The 19,553-nt window shown below is 69.0% G+C and carries 19 protein-coding genes; 12 read left to right on the top strand and 7 right to left on the bottom strand.

Features of this window, described 5'->3' with window-relative positions:
• The first annotated feature begins 34 nt into the window (after positions 1-34).
• Genes PTQ19_RS12855 through PTQ19_RS12840 form a run of 4 tightly spaced genes read left to right on the top strand, consistent with a single transcriptional unit; the run spans position 35 to position 4,723 of the window.
• The gene (locus PTQ19_RS12855) at positions 35-1,795 is read left to right on the top strand and encodes a sensor histidine kinase (RefSeq protein WP_274367599.1); all 1,761 of its coding nucleotides are present in this window, start codon (positions 35-37) and stop codon (positions 1,793-1,795) included.
• Positions 1,788-2,516, top strand: a complete 729-nt coding sequence (locus tag PTQ19_RS12850; RefSeq protein ID WP_274367598.1) for a response regulator transcription factor — start codon at positions 1,788-1,790, stop codon at positions 2,514-2,516. Before PTQ19_RS12855 ends, PTQ19_RS12850 begins: the two co-directional genes overlap by 8 nt.
• Before the next feature lie 41 nt (positions 2,517-2,557).
• Entirely contained in the window at positions 2,558-4,177 is a 1,620-nt protein-coding gene (locus PTQ19_RS12845; protein ID WP_274367597.1) for a serine hydrolase domain-containing protein, read from the top strand.
• Positions 4,178-4,192: 15 nt separating this feature from the next.
• Positions 4,193-4,723: an AAA family ATPase gene (locus tag PTQ19_RS12840; RefSeq protein WP_274367596.1), complete on the top strand. Its 531-nt coding sequence runs from the start codon at positions 4,193-4,195 to the stop codon at positions 4,721-4,723.
• A 5-nt stretch (positions 4,724-4,728) separates the two neighbouring features.
• Here PTQ19_RS12840 and PTQ19_RS12835 read toward each other — a convergent pair whose 3' ends face one another.
• Positions 4,729-5,403: a GAP family protein gene (locus tag PTQ19_RS12835; protein ID WP_274367595.1), complete on the bottom strand. Its 675-nt coding sequence runs from the start codon at positions 5,401-5,403 to the stop codon at positions 4,729-4,731.
• Positions 5,404-5,532: 129 nt separating this feature from the next.
• On the opposite strand from PTQ19_RS12835, the gene PTQ19_RS12830 reads away from it, so the two are divergent.
• Both PTQ19_RS12830 and PTQ19_RS12825 read left to right on the top strand, forming a co-directional pair.
• A complete protein-coding gene (locus PTQ19_RS12830; RefSeq protein ID WP_274367594.1) occupies positions 5,533-6,618 on the top strand; it encodes an ATP-binding protein in 1,086 nt (361 codons plus the stop codon).
• A gap of 14 nt (positions 6,619-6,632) precedes the next feature.
• The gene (locus tag PTQ19_RS12825; protein WP_274367593.1) at positions 6,633-8,357 is read left to right on the top strand and encodes a SulP family inorganic anion transporter; all 1,725 of its coding nucleotides are present in this window, start codon (positions 6,633-6,635) and stop codon (positions 8,355-8,357) included.
• 40 nt (positions 8,358-8,397) lie between these two features.
• Here PTQ19_RS12825 and PTQ19_RS12820 read toward each other — a convergent pair whose 3' ends face one another.
• Positions 8,398-10,068: an ABC-F family ATP-binding cassette domain-containing protein gene (locus PTQ19_RS12820; protein ID WP_274367592.1), complete on the bottom strand. Its 1,671-nt coding sequence runs from the start codon at positions 10,066-10,068 to the stop codon at positions 8,398-8,400.
• A gap of 293 nt (positions 10,069-10,361) precedes the next feature.
• Here PTQ19_RS12820 and PTQ19_RS12815 point away from each other — a divergent pair, with 293 nt between their 5' ends.
• Positions 10,362-10,658: a hypothetical protein gene (locus PTQ19_RS12815; RefSeq protein ID WP_274367591.1), complete on the top strand. Its 297-nt coding sequence runs from the start codon at positions 10,362-10,364 to the stop codon at positions 10,656-10,658.
• A 41-nt stretch (positions 10,659-10,699) separates the two neighbouring features.
• Here PTQ19_RS12815 and PTQ19_RS12810 read toward each other — a convergent pair whose 3' ends face one another.
• Positions 10,700-11,350 carry an alpha/beta hydrolase gene (locus tag PTQ19_RS12810; RefSeq protein ID WP_274367590.1) on the bottom strand — a complete coding sequence of 217 codons (651 nt, stop codon included), beginning with the start codon at positions 11,348-11,350 and terminating at the stop codon, positions 10,700-10,702.
• Positions 11,351-11,394: 44 nt separating this feature from the next.
• Between PTQ19_RS12810 and PTQ19_RS12805 the strand changes: the two genes are divergently transcribed.
• The gene (locus tag PTQ19_RS12805) at positions 11,395-11,982 is read left to right on the top strand and encodes an NUDIX hydrolase family protein (protein WP_179410024.1); all 588 of its coding nucleotides are present in this window, start codon (positions 11,395-11,397) and stop codon (positions 11,980-11,982) included.
• Positions 11,983-12,148: 166 nt separating this feature from the next.
• Here the strand turns inward: PTQ19_RS12805 and PTQ19_RS12800 are convergent, their stop codons facing one another.
• Positions 12,149-13,231, bottom strand: a complete 1,083-nt coding sequence (locus PTQ19_RS12800; protein ID WP_274367589.1) for a threonine aldolase family protein — start codon at positions 13,229-13,231, stop codon at positions 12,149-12,151.
• Positions 13,232-13,293: 62 nt separating this feature from the next.
• On the opposite strand from PTQ19_RS12800, the gene PTQ19_RS12795 reads away from it, so the two are divergent.
• Positions 13,294-14,781: an MFS transporter gene (locus PTQ19_RS12795; protein WP_179410025.1), complete on the top strand. Its 1,488-nt coding sequence runs from the start codon at positions 13,294-13,296 to the stop codon at positions 14,779-14,781.
• Between the two features lie 37 nt (positions 14,782-14,818).
• Here PTQ19_RS12795 and PTQ19_RS12790 read toward each other — a convergent pair whose 3' ends face one another.
• Positions 14,819-15,463, bottom strand: a complete 645-nt coding sequence (locus PTQ19_RS12790; RefSeq protein ID WP_274367588.1) for an SDR family NAD(P)-dependent oxidoreductase — start codon at positions 15,461-15,463, stop codon at positions 14,819-14,821.
• 23 nt (positions 15,464-15,486) lie between these two features.
• Positions 15,487-16,890 carry a DUF6421 family protein gene (locus PTQ19_RS12785; protein WP_179410027.1) on the bottom strand — a complete coding sequence of 468 codons (1,404 nt, stop codon included), beginning with the start codon at positions 16,888-16,890 and terminating at the stop codon, positions 15,487-15,489.
• A gap of 71 nt (positions 16,891-16,961) precedes the next feature.
• Between PTQ19_RS12785 and PTQ19_RS12780 the strand changes: the two genes are divergently transcribed.
• The 3 genes from PTQ19_RS12780 to PTQ19_RS12770 are packed head-to-tail and all read left to right on the top strand — an operon-like array spanning position 16,962 to position 19,231.
• Complete coding sequence (locus PTQ19_RS12780) at positions 16,962-17,414, top strand: Lrp/AsnC family transcriptional regulator (protein WP_179410028.1); 453 nt, start codon at positions 16,962-16,964, stop codon at positions 17,412-17,414.
• Between the two features lie 36 nt (positions 17,415-17,450).
• Positions 17,451-18,428 (top strand): 1,4-dihydroxy-2-naphthoate polyprenyltransferase, encoded by a 978-nt coding sequence (locus PTQ19_RS12775; protein ID WP_179410029.1) that lies wholly within the window; start codon positions 17,451-17,453, stop codon positions 18,426-18,428.
• Positions 18,429-18,433: 5 nt separating this feature from the next.
• Positions 18,434-19,231, top strand: a complete 798-nt coding sequence (locus PTQ19_RS12770; protein ID WP_274367587.1) for a protein phosphatase 2C domain-containing protein — start codon at positions 18,434-18,436, stop codon at positions 19,229-19,231.
• A gap of 17 nt (positions 19,232-19,248) precedes the next feature.
• Here PTQ19_RS12770 and PTQ19_RS12765 read toward each other — a convergent pair whose 3' ends face one another.
• Positions 19,249-19,503 carry a DUF4229 domain-containing protein gene (locus PTQ19_RS12765; protein WP_274367586.1) on the bottom strand — a complete coding sequence of 85 codons (255 nt, stop codon included), beginning with the start codon at positions 19,501-19,503 and terminating at the stop codon, positions 19,249-19,251.
• Between the last annotated feature and the right edge of the window lie 50 nt (positions 19,504-19,553).

Below are 19,553 nucleotides of genomic sequence, written 5' to 3'. Positions count from 1 at the left end.
TCCTCCGTCGGCGGCGTGTGCTTAGCTGGGGGCGATGCGCAGACGAGGCGGTACGACCCCGCAGTACGGGCCGTCTCCGCTGCGCCGATCGCTGAACCGCGCGCTGCTCGCCGTGTTCTGGGGCGCGCTGCTGACCATCGGGATGCTGGTGGTCGCGATCGCACCGAACGGTGACAGCGTCTACGGGCTGCTGCTGTTCCCCGTGGCCGTGCTGCTGCACGTGGCAGTCGGCCTGCTGGCGTGGTCAGCGCGTCCGACCAGCCTGATGGGGCCGCTGATCCTGTGCGCCGCGGCGGCCATGACATTGTCGGGGTTGGTCAACGCCCAGAACACGACACTCGCCGCCCTCGGCGCCCTGTGCGCGACGATGCCCCTGGCCACCCTGATCCACCTGCTGCTGTCGTTCCCGACCGGTCGCCTCAGAGCCTGGCCCGAGCGGGCGACGGTCGCCTCGGGCTATCTGATCTCCACCGTCCTGCAACTGCCTGCGGCGCTCGCCGCCTACCCTGCTGTCTTCGGCCTCGTCCCACCCCCAGCGTTCGTGACGGCCACCGGCCAGGTGCAGGCGATCGCCGGGGTCATGACCTTCACGATGACGGCCGTGCTGCTGGTTCTGCGCATCGTGCGGGCGACAGCTGCCGAACGGCGGGTGCTGGCACCGCTGTACGCGTTCGGTTTCGTCGCGCTGATCACTTTGCTGACGGCGTCGCAGGTGCTGCCGGCCCTGGCCGGCTGGACGCCCGAGCAGACCGGTTCGTTGCAGATCACCGTCCTGACGCTCGTGCCCATTGCCGTGGTGATCGCGGCGCTGCGTGGCGGGGTCGCCCGCGCCACCCGGGTCGAAGAGGCAGGGGTGCTGCTCGCGCATCTCACCGCCGAGCGCACGAGTATCTCGGCGGTGCTCGGCGGCGTCCTGGGCGATCCGTCGCTGGACGTCTGGTTCTGGGATGCGGACGCCGAACGGTACCTGGACGCCGAGGGACGCGCCGTCGGGACCGAACACGTCGACCCGCGGCGCGCGCTCGAACCGATCGCACTCGACGGGCGACGCATCGGCGCGCTCGTCTACGACCGGGCTCTGATCGCCGAACCCGAGTCGGTGCAGAGCGTGGGGCGCGCGATCGCCATCGCGCTCGATCGCGACCGGTTGATCGCTCTGCTGCGCGCGAGCCGGGCCGATCTGCAGCGCTCGCGGGAGCGTTTGGTCGATGTCGCCGATACGGAACGACGACGAATCGCCCAGGATCTGCATGACGGTCTGCAGGTCGAGCTCGTGCTGCTCGGCTTGCAAGCGCAGGAGCTCGCCCAGGCAGCCGGCGCCGGCACCGTCGCCGCGGAGCACGCCGTCGCGCTGCGGCGAGGCATCGACGGGTCTGCGGCGGGGTTGCGGCAGATCGTGCAGGATGTGATGCCGGCCGCGCTGATGCAGCGCGGACTCGCAGAAGCGGTCGAGGATCTCGTCGATCGGATGCCGGTGCCGGTCGAGCTGCGCATGACCCTCGGTGACCGCCGACCGCGCCCCGCGACCGAGAGCACCGTCTACTTCGTCATCGCCGAGGCTCTCGCCAACGTGGTCAAGCACTCCGGCGCGACGGCGGTCGACGTCACCGTCGCCCGCGACGGCGACCGCCTGCGCATCGAGATCCGCGATGACGGCTGCGGCGGTGCGGTCGCCGGCGCGGGAGCAGGGCTGACCGGTATGCGCGAGCGCGTCGATGTGCTCGGGGGGATGCTGCGTGTGGACAGCCCGCGTGACGGTGGCACGCTGGTGCGTGTGGAGGTGGACGATGGGTGACGAACCCCTGCGTGTGGTGGTCGCCGAGGACGAGGCTCTGCTGCGACGAGGGCTCGAGCTGATGCTGAGGGACGCCGGCATGCGGATCGTCGGCTCGGTCTCGGACGTGGACGAACTGATCGACGCGGTCAGTGCGGCCCGGCCTGAGCTGGTCATCACCGACATCCGGATGCCTCCGACCTACACCGACGAGGGGCTCCGTGCGGCCGCCCGCATCCGCGAGCTCGCGCCGGACACCGCCATCATGGTGCTCTCGCAGCATGTTCAGCGGCGCTACGCGATGGAGCTGCTGGGCATGGACGATGATGCGCGGGTCGATCGTGATGCGTGGCCCGGCACGGGCATCCGCGGGGGGACGGGGTACCTGCTCAAGCAGCGCATCACCGATGTCGACCTGTTCGTCGACGACGTGCGCGCCGTCGCGGCCGGGGGAACGGCGATCGACCCCGACGTCGTCGCGATCATGGTGGCGCGCGCGACGCGCGCCGACGCGGCTGTCGCCGAGCTCACCGTCCGACAGCGCGAGGTGCTCGCACTGGTCGCCCAGGGGCGCAGCAATGCGGCCATCGCGGCGCGTCTCTCGATCACCGACAAAGCCGTCGTGCAGCACATCTCACGCATCTACGACGCGCTGGGGCTACCGCTCGCCGCCGACGCGCATCGTCGCGTGCTCGCGGTGCTGCACTACCTGAGCCAGGACCCGCAGCGATTGGCGACCTAGGTCTATAGCGCTGCGCCGGCCGGTGGGAAATGCTGGGAGGCATGGTGCGAAGAAAAAGCGTGCGGGCCGGGGCAGCGGGAGCAGTGGCACTGGGGATGCTCGTGCTCTCCGCGTGCTCGGGTGAGACTTCGTCACCGGTCGACGGTGTCGTCCTCGGGACACAGCCCAACGCCGACGTTCTCGCCCTGCCGCAGGGCGAGACGAGCGAGCAACGGATAGCCGAGGCACTGGAGGAACTGCCCGACATCGCGGAGCGGGTTCTGGCCGAGACCGACGTGCCCGGCATGTCGATCGCGGTGGTGCACGGGGACGACACCGTCTATTCGCAGGGGTTCGGTGTGCGTGAGATCGGAGCCGACGAGTCGGTCACCCCCGACACGGTCTTTCAGATCGCCTCATTGTCGAAGCCGCTGTCGGCGACCGGCGTCGCCGCCGCGATCGCCGAATCCGAGAGCTATCTCGATTGGCGGACACCGATCCGTGACCTCATGCCGGGCGTCTTCTTCTCGGACCCGGTCGCCGCGCAGAGCGCGACGGTCGGCGATGCCTTCAGTCATCGCACCGGCATGTTCACGGGCACCGGCGACGACCTCGAAGACATCGGCTACGACCGGGACGAGATCCTGCAGCGCCTGCAGCTGAACCCGCTCGATGTGTTTCGGGACAGCTACCACTACTCGAACTTCGGACTCACGGTGGGGGCCGAGGCCGTGGCCGTCTCGCGCGGACAGACGTGGGAAGAGCTCATGGACGAGCTGGTGTTCGAGCCCCTGGGAATGGACTCGTCGTCGGCCCGGCATGACGACTACCTGAGCCGGACCGACCGTGCCGTGCTGCACGCCAAGATCGATGGCGAGTTCACGCCCCGGTACGACCGCGACCCCGACGCCCAGGCGCCGGCCGGCGGAGTCTCGTCGACCGCGAACGACCTCGCGCTGTGGATGCGGGTGCTGCTGGCCGAGGGCGAGAGCGACCAGATGAGCATCGACGCGGACGCACTGCGCGAAGCGATGTCACCGCAGGTGATCTCGGGCGGGGGCAATGACCTCGCTGTGCGCCCCTCGCACTACGGGTTCGGGTTCAACGCCTCGCCGTTGCTGTCGGGACGGATCGCGTACTCGCACTCCGGGGCGTTCGTGCTCGGGGCCGGCAGCGCCTTCCAGGTGGTCCCCGATCTCGACCTCGGCATCGTCGTGCTCACCAATGGCGCCCCCGTGGGAGCGGCCGAGTCGGTGATCGCCGAGTTCACCGACCTCGTGCAGTTCGGATTCGTCACGCGCGACTGGACGGCAGACTTCGGTGGCGTCTTCGCGGGGTACTTGACTCCCATCGGAGACCTGGCGGGCAGCGAGGCGCCCGGTGGCGCCGCACTGCCGGATGACGCGGATGCCCTGACCGGGCGCTACGCCAACGACTACTTCGGCGACATGGAGGTCGTCGCCGTCGGAGACGGGCTGGTGGCGCGCATCGGACCCGGCGGTGTCACCGAGATGGCATTGCAGCCGTGGGACGAGGAGCGCATGGCGTACGCGCCCGAGAACGAGAATGCCCCGTACGGTTCCTTGGCCAGCGCGTGGGTCACCCACGAAGACGGAGGCGTGCAGCTGCGGCTCGACACCTTCGATACGCGCGGGCTCGGAACCTGGACGAAGACGTCGTAGCGGACAGGTACGGACGTGAGGATCGCGGTCTCAGGGGCGCACGCCACCGGCAAGACCACGCTGATCGGCGACTATCTCGACGAGAGGCCGGGGGTCGAGCACGTCCCTGATCCTTTCGAGCTGGTCGAGCACGCGGCATCCGCTCCAGGGTTCGAGGAGTTCGCCCAGCAGCTCCTCGTCTCGGCGCGGGCGCTGTCGGCATCGACCCCCGGCGCCGCCCGCATCATCGAACGCACTCCGCTCGATTTTGTCGCCTACCTCAACGCTCTGCACGACCTGGGTCGTACCGCGCACCCGGCGCCGGATGAGCTCGTGGCTGTTGCGGAGGATGCGCTGGCGCATCTGGACCTGTGGGTCGTGCTGCCGATCGAGCACCGCGACTCCACGGCACCCGGCCCCGACGAGGACCTGCCCCTGCGACGCGCCATGAACGATGCGCTGCTCGAGCTTGTGGATGCGGCCGACCTCGCCAGGCACACCCGCGTGATCGAGATCACCGGCTCGCGCAGCGAACGGCTGCGCCGCCTGCTCGCCGAGAGCGGTTGACCGCTTCAGAAGTTGCCGAGCGCCTTGCCGATGATCTGCGCACCGAGCACGAGGAAGAGCGTCATCATGATCACCGCGTTGTGCGCGGTGAGCCAGGTGCGGATGCCCGAGAGCAGCGTCGCGGCCTTGTGCGGCGCCACGATCACGGCGATCACCGGGATCGCGACGGTCAGCGCCGCGATGAGACCGAAGACGAGTACCACGGTCAACTGCTCGGGCACGTCGAGCTCGGCGCGTCCGATCATGCTGCCCGCGGCAACGGCCAGCAACAAGTTCTTGGGGTTGATCGCGGCCAGCACGAACGCCAGCCCGGTAGCGGCGAACGGGTTCATCGAGTCGATCTTCGCCATCCACGCCGGCAGTTCGGCCTCTTCGCCCGGCGCAGGGCGAGAACGCCACTGACGTGCGGCCAACAGCAGCAGCAACGTCCCCAGCACGAGCTGGATCACCGCGATCACGGGCTGCGCGCCGTCGGATTCCTCGGGCTCGGGGATCACCCCTGCCAGGAGGGTGAAGGCCGTCGTCGCCACCAGAACGCCCAGCAACCAGCCGACCAGGAACCCGAGTCCGAGCTGCCGCGGACGCGGAGACATCAGCATGAGGATCACCGCGATGAGCGGGATCGGACTGATCGCGATACCCACGGCGGTGGGTAGAACGCTACCGAGAACCTCGAGCATGGGAACCTCCGTGCGCGAATGATGGGGACCCTGCTCATCATGGCAGGGCGATCCGCTCTCGTCACGCGCCGGATCATCCTCTACGTTCAGTGGTACGCATGGCCCCGTCACGCACAACGAAGGTGGAAGATGACGCAGCTGACGATCGGTACCGAACTCGACACCCCGAACGCGCCGGTTCAGCTGGACGCGCGCCGATTCAACCGCCACACGTTCTGGTGCGGCCAGAGCGGCAGCGGAAAGACCTACGCCCTCGGCGTCGTGCTCGAGCAGCTGCTGCTGCACACCGAACTGCCCATGCTCATCCTCGACCCCAACTCCGACTTCGTCCGACTGAACGAAGCGCGAGAGAGCGCCGGTGACGACGTCGCGAACCGGATCGCCGAGACCGACATCCGGGTGTTCCACTCCTCGCGCTCCGACGGTGAACGCCTGCACGTGCGCTACGTCGACCTGTCGACGCCGTCCAAAGCGGCACTGCTGCAGCTCGACCCCATCGCCGACCCCGAGGAGTACAACCTGCTGCTGCACATCGAAGAGCACACCGAGGTGCTCGACACCGACAATATGGTCGCCCGGCTGCGGGCATCCGATGATCCGGGAATGCGGCGTCTCGCCAACCGCGTCGACAACCTCGAGGTGCTCGACTGGGACCTGTGGTCGCGTGGCTCGACGACGGTCACGGATGCCATCGATGAACGTCCCCGCGCGACCGTGATGGACCTGGGCGGGTTCGCGCACCAGGCCGAGCCCAAGATCGCCGCGCTCGCCGTCCTCGAGCACCTCTGGCGCAACCGCGAAGAACGCCGACCCATCCTCATCGTGATCGACGAGGCGCACAACCTGTGCCCCCCGAATCCCCGCACCGACGTCGAACGCGCACTGACCGAGCAGCTGGTGCAGATCGCGGCAGAGGGCCGTAAGTTCGGCCTGTGGCTTCTGCTGTCGACGCAGCGGCCGACGAAGATCCACCCGAACGTGCTCTCGCAGTGCGACAACCTCGGCCTGATGCGGGTGAACGCACCGCGGGATCTCGCCGAACTCGCCGACGTCTTCGGCTTCGCCGGCGACAAGGTCAGCCGATCACAGCGGTTCACGCAGGGGCAGGCGCTGTTCGCGGGCGGTTTCATCGCTCAGCCCACCTACGTGCAGATGGGGCAGCGGTTGACCGAGGAATCCGGCGGCGACGTGCGCGTGCCGCTGCGCGAGGGCTGAGCAGGACGCGCGCCATGGCAGACACGTTCGCAGCGGTAAAGCGGAACCTGCGCGGCTACCTGCGCCGCTTCGGCGGGCGCAAAACCGTCGCATCCGATCTCAAAGCCGGGCTCGTGCTGGGCGTCGAGAGCGTCCCCGACGGTCTCGCCGCCGGCGTCCTCGCCGGCGTGAACCCACTGCACGGCCTGTACGCGTACATGTTCGGTGCGATCGGCGGGGCGCTTGCCACCGGGTCGGCATTCATGACGGTGCAGGCCACCGGTGCGATGGCGGTGATCATCTCGGATGTCTCGGCCGAGACCCCCGGCGGCCTGACACCGGCCGCGTTGACCACTCTCGGGCTCATGGTCGGCGTGATCATGCTCGTGCTGGGGATCGCACGCCTCGGTTCGCTCGTCAGGTTCATCCCGACCGCCGTGCTGGTCGGTTTCGTCAACGCCGTCGCCGTGAACATCGTGCTCGGCCAGATCGACAACGCCACCGGCTTCGCCGCCGAGGGCGCCAACCGCATCGCCAGGACCCTGGACTCGCTCCTGCACTTCTGGCAGTGGAGCTGGCCGACGATCCTCGTCGGCGTCGTGACCGTCACGCTGATCCTGCTGTTGGAACGCACCCGGCTCGGAGCACTGGCGCTGGTCGTCGCGGTCATCGTCGGTTCCGGTCTGGCCGCCGCGCTGGCGCTGCTCGACGGCATCGATCGGGTCGCCACGATCGGCGACATCGCCGAGGTTCCGCAGACGCTGCCCGGCATGCAGATGCCCGACCTGTCGGTGGTGCTCGCCCTGATCGTGCCAGCGCTCTCGCTGGCGCTGGTGGGGCTCGTGCAGGGTGCGGCGATCAGCGGGTCGATCGCGAACCCCGACGGCCGCTACCCCGACGCGTCGGCGGACTTCCGTGGCCAGGGGATCGCGAATCTGGCATCCGGGTTCTTCCAGGGCATCCCCGTCGGCGGGTCGATGTCGGCGACGGCCCTCGTGCGCGCGGCAGGTGCCAGAACTGCCCTGGCAAACCTCTTCGCCGGAGTGGTGATGGGCATCACGGTGCTGGCCTTCGCCTCGCTGATCGGCTACATCGCCATGTCGGCGCTGGCGGCCCTGCTCATCATCGTGGGCGTCCGCACCTTCAAGGTGCACGACATCTACATGGTGTGGCGTACCGGTATCGTGCAGGCGACGGTGCTGACGGTGACGTTCGTGCTGACCCTGCTGATCCCGCTGCAGTACGCCGTGCTCACCGGCGTCGGACTCGCGGTCATCCTGATCGTGGTGCAGCAGTCGAACCGGGTCGTGCTGCGGCAATGGGAGTTCGACGACCTCAGCGCGCTGCCGATCGAGTCCGCTCCGCCGGCCACGATCCCGCCGGGTGAGGTGGTGGTGCTCGCACCGTACGGAAGCCTGTTCTTCGCTGCGGCTCCGGTGTTCGAGAAGCAGCTCCCCGCCGTACCGGCACGGCTCGACGGCGCCGTGGTGATCGTGAGACTGCGTGGCAAAGAAGCGCTCGGCAGCACCTTCCTGCGGGTCATCGCGACCTACGCCGAGCGGATCCGCGCTGCCGGTGGGACGCTGATGATCTCAGGCGTCAGCGAGGCCGTGCACCGGCAGCTGCGCGATACCGGGATCATCCGCCGGATCGGTGAACGGCAGGTCTTCCGCGCGCACGCCCGCGTCGGGGAATCGTTGCAGCAAGCGCGAGACGCCGCGCAACGACTGATCGACGAGCGGGGAGGCGCCGACGGCTGACGTGACTCGGGCGGCGCGGTCCGCACCGCCCGAGTCGTGATCACGGCACCTCGCGCAGCATCCGCTCTGCGTCGTCGCCGACCGACACTTCCAGCGTCAGGTCGATGTCGAGACTCGCGAGGAACACGTCGTCGTGACTGACGACCAGCACGGCACCCCGGTAGGCGCGCAGCGCCCGCACCAGCTGCCCGACCGTATCGAGATCGAGGTTGTTCGTCGGCTCATCGAGCACCACGAGCTGCGGAGCGGGATCGGCGAGCAGCAACGTCGCCAGGGCAACCCGGAATCGCTCGCCGCCCGACAGTGCCGCCACGGGCCGGTCGACGGCCGCCCCACGGATGAGGAAGCGCGCCAGCCGGTTGCGCAGCTGCTTGTCGGGCACGTGCGGTGCCGACGCCGCCACGTTCGCGATCACCGAGGCGCGATCGTCGAGCCCGTCGACGCGCTGCGAAAGGTACCCGATGCGGTCGACGTGCGGTTCGCAACTCCGGAAAATCTGCCCGAGACCATCCGGAACAGCAGAATCCGGGCCGATCCGGCCCGTTTCTCCGGAGTTGTGAACAGCGGATGCCAGCAGCCGGCGCAGCAGTGTGGTCTTGCCCGCCCCGTTCGCGCCGATGAGAGCGACCCGCTCGGGCCCCTGGATCACCCATGACCGTTCGCCGTCGCCGAGCGTCGCGATCCGCCTGCTCGCGGGCACGTGCGGGTCAGGCAACTCGATCTTCATCGTCTCGTCGTCGCGCACACGGTGCCCAGCGTCATCCAGTGCCTGCCGGGCGGCATCCTCCTTTCCGGCCATCTCGGTGCGCAGCCGACCGGCCGACACCTGCGCAGCGCTCTTGCGCCCGCCGGCGATGATCTTCGGAACCCGCTTCTCGTGCTCGGCCTTGCGGGCCGTCTGCGCGCGTGTGGCGAGCTTCAGCTCAGCCTCGATCCGTTGACGCTTCTCTCTCTTCAGCGCCTGCTTGGCGTCGCGTTCGGCCTGCTCGGCCGCGGCCTGCTCGGCATCCAACCAGGCGCGCCACTGCGAGTACGGGCCGCCGAACACGGTGAGACGGTTCTGGTAGAGCTCGGCCGTGGCATCCATCAGCTCCAGCAGCGAGACGTCGTGACTGACCACGATGAGTACGCCTCTCCAGGCGCGCACCATATCGGCCAGGCGTGCTCGCGCCCCGCGGTCGAGATTGTTGGTGGGCTCGTCGAGCAGGGTGATCGGGGCGCGGCGCAGACGGATGCCCGCCACCGCCACGAGCATCGCTTCACCGCCCGAGAGTTCACCGACCGTGCGGTCGAGGAACGACGGATCGAGGCCCGCCTCGGCGAGCGCTGCTTCGGCGCGCGCTTCGATGTCCCAGTCGTTGCCGACCGCATCGAAGTGCGCCGGGTCGACGTCGCCCGCGGCGATCGCGCGTACCGCGTCCAGCGGTACGGCGACGCCGAGCAGTTCTGGGATCCGACGGCCGGTGTCGAGGGTGAGACGCTGCGGCAGGTACGCGACCTCGCCGCTCATGGTGACGTGACCCGATGTCGGGTGCAGATCGCCGGCGAGCAGACGCAGCAGCATCGTCTTGCCCGACCCGTTGCGGCCGACCAGCCCGGTGCGGCCGGGGCCGATCGCCCCGGTCAGCTGGTCGAGCGCGACGGTCCCGTCAGGCCAGGTGTGGGTGAGCCCGTCGAAGGTGACGGGCGCGGTGGAGGTGAGTGATGACATGGGCGACTCCCGGATGTGTGCGGGTGCGCGGATGCCGACGGCTCGCCGTCAGAGGGCGAGGCGGTCTGTGAGATGAACCCGGATGCCGGGGAAGAACAGGATCGTCGGATCGGCGCGTGGATGATGACGCGGAGGCGACGATTCAGATCAATGGACTTCCCAACACAGCGGACAGGGGCTCGAAGACTGTATCCCGGGCGTGTCGCGCTTCGCAACCCCGGAGCGGTCGATCCCCGGGCCCTATCCGTCGCGCGGTGGAGGTGCCAGCCCGGACGGGCGCGTATCGTCGAGGAATGCACGATCATCCGAGCGGCCATGAGACCAGCCGGCGCCTCGCACTGGGGGCGGGCATCGCCATCGGCATGGGCGTCGGCGTCGCTCTCGGCGTGGCCCTCGACAACATGGGCCTGGGGATCGGCCTCGGTCTCGCGATCGGCGTCGTCATCAGCGCCGCCCCAGAATGGCTGGGCTCCCTGCAGCGGCGCCGCAGCGCACCGGAGGGCCGGGAACCCGACAATGCATCCGAGGTCGCACCAGACGCGGATCACGATGACGGTTCCGACGACGTCGAGGACGAACCGCGCCCCTGAGCCGGCACACGGGCGCTCAGCCGTCGGTGCTCACCGCGCCGTCACTCTGCCGTCGCGGCGTCCCGCCACTTCGTGAGGAACACGCGCACGTCGGCGAGCTCCTGTTCGGAGATGCTGTGCGTCAACCCCGCGTACACGCGGCCGGAGAGCTCTGTGTGGTCGGGCAGCCATTGCGCCGTGTGGGCGACGAGGGATGCCGGGATCACGTCGTCGTGGCTGCCCCGCCCCCAGAACACCGGCGGGCGCTCCTCGCGCAACCGCGCGTCGCGGGGGAGTTCGCCCATCGCGGCATAGCCGCTCAGCGCCACGACCGAGGCGATACGCGCCGGTGCGAGTCGCAGCGCCTGCAGCGAGACGGCCGCGCCCTGCGAGAAGCCGAGCAGTGCGACGGGGGTCGTGGGTTCGGTGACCTCATCGAGCCATGCCAGCAGGGCCTCGGCCGCGGTTGTGATGCCCGCGGCGTCCCGGGTGTCGAGCGAGTCGATCGGGTACCAGGAGCGCCCCGGCATCGGCCACGGCGGCGTGAGCGGCGCCGCGACGGCGGCGACGGCGATGTCATCGGGCAGATAGGGCACCAGACCGAACAGGTCGTTCTCATCGGCGCCGTACCCGTGCAGCAGCACGAGCAACGGCTTGCCCTCGCGGGGGCCGGCAGACCAGAGCGTGGCGGTCGGATCGATCGAGACGGTCACGGGTCCATCCTGCCAGCAGCGTCCGACGCTGGTAGAAATGAGCCATGACGGTGCGCACACCCGACCCAGATCCCGACGACGACTTCGGGCTCGACGCCGCGCCGCCGCGCGACAGCAACCCGGGGTGGTTGACCGACATCGAGCTCGCTGAGGCGCGCCGCCGCCTGCCGATGCTGTACGTCGAGGCGATCCCCGTGCGCACCGATGGCTCCGGTCAGGTGACCTCGATCGGCGTGCTGCTGCGTTCGACGCCCCTCGGTGAGATGACGCGCACGATCGTCTCGGGGCGCGTGCGGTATGGCGAGAGCATCCGTGACGCCCTGTTCCGTCACGTCGAAAACGATCTCGGGCCGATGGCCTTCCCGTTGCTGCCCCCGTCGCCCGACCCGTTCACGGTCGCCGAGTACTTCCCGCTGCCGGGGATCAGCGCCTTCCACGACGACCGTCAGCACGCCGTCTCGCTGGCGTTCGTGGTGCCGGTCACGGGCACGTGTGAGCCGCGCCAGGATGCACTGGAAGTCACCTGGTTCACCCCGCAGGAGGCCGCATCCGACGCGCTGGCCGCCGACATGGAGGGCGGCCGCGGCACACTGCTGCGCCAGGCGCTGTCGCACCTGGGCCTGCTGCGCTGACAGCATCCGCCCTGCCCTGCTCCGCCCCACCGTGCCCGGCCCCGCCCTGCCCACCCCTCCCGCAACGCCGAGACCCCCACTCCTCGTCGAGACCCCTACGTATGGACGTCCATACGTGGGGGTCTCGACGCCAGGTGGGGGTCTCGGCGAAGAGGGACGGGCCGGGTCAGGCCGCGGTGAGGCGGGCCAGCTCGGCGACGAAGGCGTCGACGTCGGACTCCTGGGTGTCGAAGCTGCACATCCAGCGCACCTCGTTGCGTGCGGCATCCCAGTCGTAGAACCGGAACTTCTCGCGCAGCTGGTCCGCGACGCCGTCGGGCAGCGTCGCGAAGACGCCATTGGCCTGGGTGGGCTGAGAGAAGCCGACACCGCGGATGCTGCCATCGGCGAGCCCCTGCTCGACCTCGGCCCGCAGGCGGGCCGCCATGGCGTTGGCGTGGCGGGCATTGCGCAGCCACAGGTCGCCCTCGAGCAGGGCGATCAGCTGCGCCGACACGAAGCGCATCTTCGACGCCAGCTGCATGTTGAGCTTGCGGCCGTACAGCAGGCCGGCGGTGGCGTCCGGGTTCAGCACCACGACCGCCTCGCCGAGCATCGCGCCGTTCTTCGTGCCGCCGAAGCTGAGCACGTCGACGCCGACGTCGCGCGTGAAGGCGCGCAATGGCAGGTCGAGGGCGGCGGCGGCGTTCGACAGGCGTGCGCCATCGAGATGCAGCTTCATGCCGCGCTCGTGTGCGTGGTCGGCCAGCGCGCGAATCTCGTCCGCGGTGTACAGGGTGCCCAGTTCGGTCGACTGGGTGATCGACACGACGAGAGGCTGTGCGCGGTGCTCGTCGCCCCAGCCCCACGCCTCGCGGTCGACCAGCTCGGGCGTGAGCTTGCCGTCGTCGGTGGGCACCGTCAGCAGCTTGAGCCCGCCGACCTTCTCGGGCGCCCCGCCCTCATCGACGTTGATGTGCGCCGTGGATGCTGAGATCACCGCGCCCCACCGCGGCAGCATCGACTGCAGACCGACGACGTTCGCGCCGGTGCCATTGAAGACCGGGAAGGCCTCGACGCCCTCGCCGAAGTGCTGAACGAAGACCTCGTTCAGGCGCGCGGTGTACTGATCTTCGCCGTAGGCGACCTGGTGACCGCCGTTGGCCGCCGCGATCGCGGCGAGCACCTCGGGGTGGATGCCAGAGTAGTTGTCGGATGCGAAGCCGCGCACGGTGGTGTCGTGCAGCGGGGCGTCATGCAGAAGGCTCACCGCACCAGCCTACGGGCGCGTGGGCCTCGCGCGTGCGCGCGCGGGAAAGATACCCGGATCGGATGCCCGAGGTGCCCCTATCCGATGTCGGTGGCCGTGATTACTCTCGTACCGTGATCGATACCGCAGCGAGGCGGGCGTTCGCGAACGTCCTGGTCAACACGCTCATCGCCAATGTGACGACGAGCTTCCTGTGGTTCGCGCTGACCTTCTGGGTCTACCTCGAGACGCGGTCGGTGCTGGCCACGGGCATCATCGGCGGCGCCTACATGCTGTTCATCGCCTTCTTCTCGATGATCTTCGGCACCCTCGTCGACCGGCATCGCAAACATGCGGTCATGCTCGTGTCGAGCGTGGTCTCGGCGGCGGCGTTCATCGTTGCCGGCGTCATCTACGCGGTGCATCCCGAGGCTGCGCTGCTCGACCTGGGCGGTCCGTGGTTCTGGCTGTTCTCGGGCGTCATCCTGTTCGGCGGCGTGATCGAGCAGCTGCGCAACATCGCGCTGTCCACGACCGTGACCCTGCTGATCCCCGAAGAGCGTCGGGCCAACGCCAACGGGCTCGTGGGAACCGTGCAGGGCATCGCGTTTCTCATCACGAGCGTGTTCTCGGGGTTGGCGATCGGCTTTCTCGGCATGGGGTGGACGCTGATCATCGCCATCACCGCGATGGGGCTGACCTTCGTGCACCTGCTGTTCGTGCGGATACCCGAGGGCGAGCCCGAGCGCGATCCGAGCGCACCGGGCGCGTTCGACTTCCGCGGCAGCGTCGCGGCGATCCGTGCCGCGCCAGGGCTGTTCGCGCTCATCGTTTTCTCGACGTTCAACAACCTCATCGGCGGTGTCTACATGGCACTGATGGACCCCTACGGGCTGACGCTGTTCAATGCCCAGACCTGGGGGTTCGCCCTGGCCTTCGCCTCGACCGGCTTTCTGATCGGCGGCGCGCTGGTGGCGAAGTTCGGGCTCGGCAAGCGGCCCGTGCGCACGCTGCTGCTGGTCGTCATCGCGATGGGCGCGCTCGGCGCGCTGTTCATGCTGCGCGAATGGTGGCCGCTGTTCGTCATCGGCATGTGGTTGTACATGATGCTCATCCCGCCCGCCGAGGCTGCCGAGCAGACCGTGATCCAGAAGGTCGTGCCGTTCACCCGCCAGGGTCGAGTGTTCGGTATGGCCGCTGCGATGGAGGCAGGGGCAGCGCCGATCACCGCATTCCTGATCGCCCCGATCGCTGAGTTCCTGATCATTCCGTACATGCGTGCGGACGAAGGGCAGCAGCAATGGGGCTGGTTGCTCGGCGACGGCGAGACCCGCGGGATCGCGCTGATCTGCCTGTTCGCCGGCCTGATCATCGTGGTCGTGGCGGTGCTGGCCTTCTTCACCCGCTCCTACCGCACGCTCAGCGCGCTCTACGAGAACGCTCCCGAACAGCAGCTGCCGCCGCCCGAAGCCGCCTTCGACCCGATCGCCGCACGCGGCGGATTGGTCGAAGAACCCGTCCTCCGTGACGAGTCGAGCGACGAGGAGCCCCCGGCGAAGACGGCCGAATGACGTCCGCGACCGGGGCGCTGCCGACCCGGCGCCGCGCTCACCCCAGGGGGAGCATCCGGTCGTTCAGGTCGGTGGCATCCGAATCCCACAAATCGACCGCGGCGCGCGCCAGCGCGTCCGGATCAAGCGCCCCCTTGGCGCGGAATACGACCGAGGCGGCAGCCAGAGGTCGCTCGCCGTCGCGGGCGGCCTTCGCGAAGCCGTGCGCCACAGCGCGCGTCCAGGCCTCGGTCGCCGACTTCACGGCGGCGTAGTTCGCGCCGCCCGCCAGCGGTCGCTCCACGGCCGTCGACGACACGACGGCGAAGCGTCCGGCATCCGACGCCTGCAGTGCCGCGTCGAACGCGCGGCTGGTCGCCCGCACCGCGTGCAGAGCAGGGAGCAGAGCGACGAAGTCCTCGTCGCTCTGCCCCGCAAGACCACCGCCGCCGCGCCATCCGCCGACCAACGGGATGACCCCGTCGACGCGACCGAGACGCGTGGCGAGTGCGGCCATGTCGCTCAGATCGGTGGCATCCGACACCTCCACCTGCGCGCCGGCCGCGGCCAGCGGTGCCAGGCGCTCGACCGAGCGGCCCGTGGCCACCACGTGCGCGCCGGCCGCGATCAGTGCCTCAGCGACCGTCTGTCCGGCGGCGCTGGTCGCGCCGGCCAGGACGATCGTGCGTCCAGCGATGCTCATGGCGGCCCTCGGGTCTCTCTGGATCAGTTGTCGGTGCCGCGGATGCCGACCGTCGATTCGATGACCGGCTTCATCTTCTTGTCGAGCGCCTCGAAGAACATCGACAGCGGGAACTCGTCGTCCAGCACTGCGTCGGTGAACCCCTTCGGCGGCCCGGCGAGCACCTCATCCGAGAGCCCGCGCGCCCACACCGAGGCCGGGTGCGGTTCGAGCGTGGAGCGCACCAGCTCGTACGCGGCCAGCCAGTGGGCGGTCTTCGGCCGGTCGATCGAGCGCCAGTACAGGTCGTCGATCGCGTCTCCGAGCGCGACGACAGCCTCGGGCACGCGTTCCCAGTCGAAGGCGAGCTGGGTGTCGGTCCAGTGCAGCACACCGCGCTGGTGCAGCCAGGCGAACAGCAGCTGTCCACCGAGGCCGTCATAGTTGCGCAGGCGCGAACCGGTGATCGCGAAGCGGAAGATGCGGTCGAAGATCACGGCGTACTGCACGAGGCCGGCGTGCTCGAGCATCTCCTGCTCGGCGTCCGACAGGGCATCGGTGCGCTCGGCAAGCGACTTCTGGATCTTCACCGACTCGCGGAACGCGGTCAGATCGCACCGCAGCTCTTCGAGCGAGTACAGGAAGTACGGCATGCGCTGCTTGATCATGAACGGGTCGAACGGCAGGTCGCCGCGCATGTGGGTGCGGTCGTGGATGATGTCCCACATCACGAACGTCTTCTCGGTGAGCTGCTGGTCATCCAGCATCCGCGCCGCGGCCTCGGGCAGCTCGAGCTTGGTGATCTGCGATGCCGCGCGCACGACGCGGCGGTACCGCGCCGCCTCGCGGTCCTGGAAGATCGCGCCCCACGTGAACGGCGGGATCTCGCGCATCGCGACCGTCTCGGGGAAGAGCACGGCCGAGTTGGTGTCGTACCCGGGGGTGAAGTCGATCAGGCGCAGCGACACGAACAGCTTGTTGCCGTAGTCGCCTGCTTCGAGCTCGGCGATGAACTCGGGCCAGATGGTCTCGACGATGAGCGCCTCGACGAGGCGGTCGCTGGAGCCGTTCTGCGTGTACATCGGGAAGATCACGAGGTGGCGGATGCCGTCGACCCGGTTCTGCTGGGGCTGGAACGCCACGAGCGAGTCGAGGAAGTCGGGCACGCCGAAGTCCTCATCGGCCCAGCGCTGGAAGTCGACCACGGCCGCCTCGAGGTAGGCCGCGTCGTGCGGGAAGGACGGGGCGAGCGTGCGGATGCTGTCGATGATGGTTCCGACGAGCGCGCGCGCCTCATCGTGCGCACCGGTCTCGGGGATCGAACCGTCCTTGACCTGGTGGGTGCGCAGAGCGATCGCGGCGGCCTTGAGCTGCTGCCACGCTGCGGTGTCCTCGACGACCTCGGGTTCTCCGATGACGGCCTGCGTGTGCGGCGTGATGATGGACATGTGAACCTCCGATCGCGTAGACAACGGAAATTTTCCGGTGATTGCGTGTTTCGTTCGCTATTATTCCACTCATGGATGATGCTGTCGACCACGCACTTCTCGCCGCCGTCTCGCTCGACGGGCGCGCGACGCTCGCGCAGCTATCCCAGGAGGTCGGGCTGTCGACCTCAGCCGTGCAGTCGCGGTTGAAGCGACTCGAAGCGCGGGGTGCGATCGCCGGCTACCAGGCCGTGCTCGACCCCGAACAAGTCGGCGCGCCCCTGTCGGCGTTCATCGAGATCACCCCTCTCGACCCCGCCCAACCCGACAACGCCCCGGAACTGCTCGAACACCTCGCGGCGATCGAGGCGTGCCACTCCATCGCCGGCGACGCCGCCTACATGCTCTTCGTGCGCGTCGCCTCGCCGCGTGCACTGGAACAGCTCGTGCGCGACATCCGTCTGGCGGCGAACGTGAGCACACGCACCACGGTCGTGCTGCAGACCTTCTACGAGCGGCGTCCGATCGTGACCGCCACGACCTGACGTGCTTCCCCGGCCGGCATCGCGACGGCCAGTAGGATGCCCAACGTGGCAGGAAAGTCCAAGAAGAACAGCAAGAAGCGCGCTCAGCACCGGCCGCGCACCAGCGGCAACCCGGCCAAGCAGCCCGTACTGGAGCTCCCGCCGGTGACGGTGAAGGACTGGATCGGCGCCGCCCGGCTGCGCACGCTGCCCCTCGCGGCCGCGCCCGTCATCATCGGCACAGGAGCCGCACAGACCATCGATCACAACCTGCACTGGGTGATCGCGCTGTTCTGCCTCGCCGTCGCCCTCCTGCTGCAGATCGGCGTCAACTTCGCCAACGACTACAGCGACGGCATCCGCGGCACCGACAGCGAACGCGTCGGTCCCGCCCGCCTCACCGCCTCGGGGCGTGTACCCGCCAAACGGGTGCTCACCGTCGCGCTGGTGTTCTTCGCGCTCGCCGCCCTCGCCGGACTCGCCATCGTCATCCGCACGCAGCAGTGGTGGATGCTCGCCGTCGGCGCCGCCTGTATCGTCGCGGCCTGGTTCTACACGGGCGGCAAACGCCCCTACGGATACAACGCGCTGGGCGAGGTGTTCGTCTTCGTCTTCTTCGGCCTCGTCGCCACGCTGGGGACCACGTGGGTGCAGGCCTTCGCTCTGCCGTTGCCGGCCTGGCTGGGAGCCATCGCCGCCGGACTGTTCGCCTGCGCCGTGCTGCTGGCCAACAACCTGCGCGACATCGTGCAGGACGGTCGGGTGGGCAAGCGCACCCTCACCGTGCTGATCGGCAAGCGCGCCACCCAGGTGCTGTTCACGCTGTTCGTGCTGGTGCCCTTCGGGATCGCGGCGATGATCGCCCTGATCTACCCGATCGCCTGGCTGTCGCTGCTCGCCCTGTTGGCCGGGGTGCCGGCCATCGTCATCGTCTGGTGGTACCGGCAGCCGCGCGAACTGGTCATCGCCTTGGGCCTGACCTCGCTCACGGCGCTCGCGTACGCCGGGTTCCTCTACTGGGCGTTCGTGGGCTGATACTCATGGAACCCGTCCTATTCGCGCTTCCCGCGCAGCCCGGGCGGGAGAGCGAGGACGCCTGCGCACTCGGCGAGGGGATCGCGGTCGTCGTCGACGGCGCCGGTCTGCCGAAGTCGTCCCGCCGCGGATGCGGGCATTCGGTGGCGTGGTACGCGAGAATGCTCGCCGAAGCGTTCCGCGTGCGACTGGAGGACCGCACGACCCGCATGACGGATGCCCTCGCCGGCGCGATCGGTGAAGTGACGGCGGCGCATGCCGACACGTGTGACCTCGCCCTGGGGTCGCCGAGCGCCACCGTCGCCGCCTGGCGGATCACCGGCGATGAGATCGAGCACCTGGTGCTGTGCGATGCGTCGATCGTCGTGGTCACCGCCGACGGCGGCGTGCGCGAGATCACGGATGCCCGCATCGACGACGCCGTGCGCCGACGCGCCGCGCAGTTGGCGGCCCAGGCCGGAATCGCCGAGGCGCCCGCCGAGATGCGCTTCCGGGCGCTCGATCAGATGCGCAACGTCGACGGCGGGTTCTGGTGCGCGCACACTGATCCCGGCGCCGCCCGACACGCCCTCACCGGGCGGACGCCCGTGGCGGATCTGCGTGCGATAGTGGCGGCATCCGACGGCGGCACCCGCGGCTATCAATGGCTGGCGGCGCACTCGATCGAGCGCTTCGCCGAGCTGGCGGTGCAGGAGCGGTTGGGCGAGATCGCCGACGAGATCCGCGCGGCAGAGGCGGGCGCGCCCGTGCGAGTCTTCACCAAGCCTCACGACGACATCACGCTGGTCGCGCTGACGCTCTGACCAGCCTGCGGCTCAGATCAGTCCGAAGCGGCGTCCTCTACGTCTTCGTCGGACGTCGCGCGGTTGCGCTTCTCATAGATCTGGCGGGACGCGTTCGACAGCGGCGCGCGCAGGAACAGCAACGAGATGCTCATGCCGATCAGCGCCGAGAACAGCGCGGCCAGCCACCAGAACTCCCGGAAGATCGGGAAGAAGAGCCACATGATCGCGAGCGGCACGATGAACGCCAGCAGCCGCAGCACGGTGTAAACGAGGAGAGGTGGCAACTTCACCGCCCCAGTCTACGATTCGGGCTTAGGTGGTGGCTGAGCGCGGGCATTCG

The organism is Microbacterium esteraromaticum, from assembly GCF_028747645.1.
GTDB classification, from domain to species: Bacteria; Actinomycetota; Actinomycetes; order Actinomycetales; family Microbacteriaceae; genus Microbacterium; species Microbacterium esteraromaticum_C.
Note: the sequence above shows the minus strand (reverse complement) of the source record. Positions and strands in the feature narration are given on the sequence as shown.

What these genes read in the sequence shown, in the direction of transcription:
- PTQ19_RS12770 (WP_274367587.1), top strand. Translation starts at nt 18,434, where the DNA reads ATGGAACCCGTCCTATTCGCGCTTCCCGCGCAGCCCGGGCGGGAGAGC.
- PTQ19_RS12795 (WP_179410025.1), top strand. Translation starts at nt 13,294, where the DNA reads ATGCCCGAGGTGCCCCTATCCGATGTCGGTGGCCGTGATTACTCTCGT.
- PTQ19_RS12790 (WP_274367588.1), bottom strand. Translation starts at nt 15,463, where the DNA reads ATGAGCATCGCTGGACGCACGATCGTCCTGGCCGGCGCGACCAGCGCC.
- PTQ19_RS12820 (WP_274367592.1), bottom strand. Translation starts at nt 10,068, where the DNA reads ATGTCATCACTCACCTCCACCGCGCCCGTCACCTTCGACGGGCTCACC.
- PTQ19_RS12815 (WP_274367591.1), top strand. Translation starts at nt 10,362, where the DNA reads ATGCACGATCATCCGAGCGGCCATGAGACCAGCCGGCGCCTCGCACTG.
- PTQ19_RS12850 (WP_274367598.1), top strand. Translation starts at nt 1,788, where the DNA reads ATGGGTGACGAACCCCTGCGTGTGGTGGTCGCCGAGGACGAGGCTCTG.
- PTQ19_RS12805 (WP_179410024.1), top strand. Translation starts at nt 11,395, where the DNA reads ATGACGGTGCGCACACCCGACCCAGATCCCGACGACGACTTCGGGCTC.
- PTQ19_RS12830 (WP_274367594.1), top strand. Translation starts at nt 5,533, where the DNA reads ATGACGCAGCTGACGATCGGTACCGAACTCGACACCCCGAACGCGCCG.
- PTQ19_RS12780 (WP_179410028.1), top strand. Translation starts at nt 16,962, where the DNA reads ATGGATGATGCTGTCGACCACGCACTTCTCGCCGCCGTCTCGCTCGAC.
- PTQ19_RS12775 (WP_179410029.1), top strand. Translation starts at nt 17,451, where the DNA reads ATGCCCAACGTGGCAGGAAAGTCCAAGAAGAACAGCAAGAAGCGCGCT.
- PTQ19_RS12785 (WP_179410027.1), bottom strand. Translation starts at nt 16,890, where the DNA reads ATGTCCATCATCACGCCGCACACGCAGGCCGTCATCGGAGAACCCGAG.
- PTQ19_RS12835 (WP_274367595.1), bottom strand. Translation starts at nt 5,403, where the DNA reads ATGCTCGAGGTTCTCGGTAGCGTTCTACCCACCGCCGTGGGTATCGCG.
- PTQ19_RS12825 (WP_274367593.1), top strand. Translation starts at nt 6,633, where the DNA reads ATGGCAGACACGTTCGCAGCGGTAAAGCGGAACCTGCGCGGCTACCTG.
- PTQ19_RS12855 (WP_274367599.1), top strand. Translation starts at nt 35, where the DNA reads ATGCGCAGACGAGGCGGTACGACCCCGCAGTACGGGCCGTCTCCGCTG.
- PTQ19_RS12845 (WP_274367597.1), top strand. Translation starts at nt 2,558, where the DNA reads ATGGTGCGAAGAAAAAGCGTGCGGGCCGGGGCAGCGGGAGCAGTGGCA.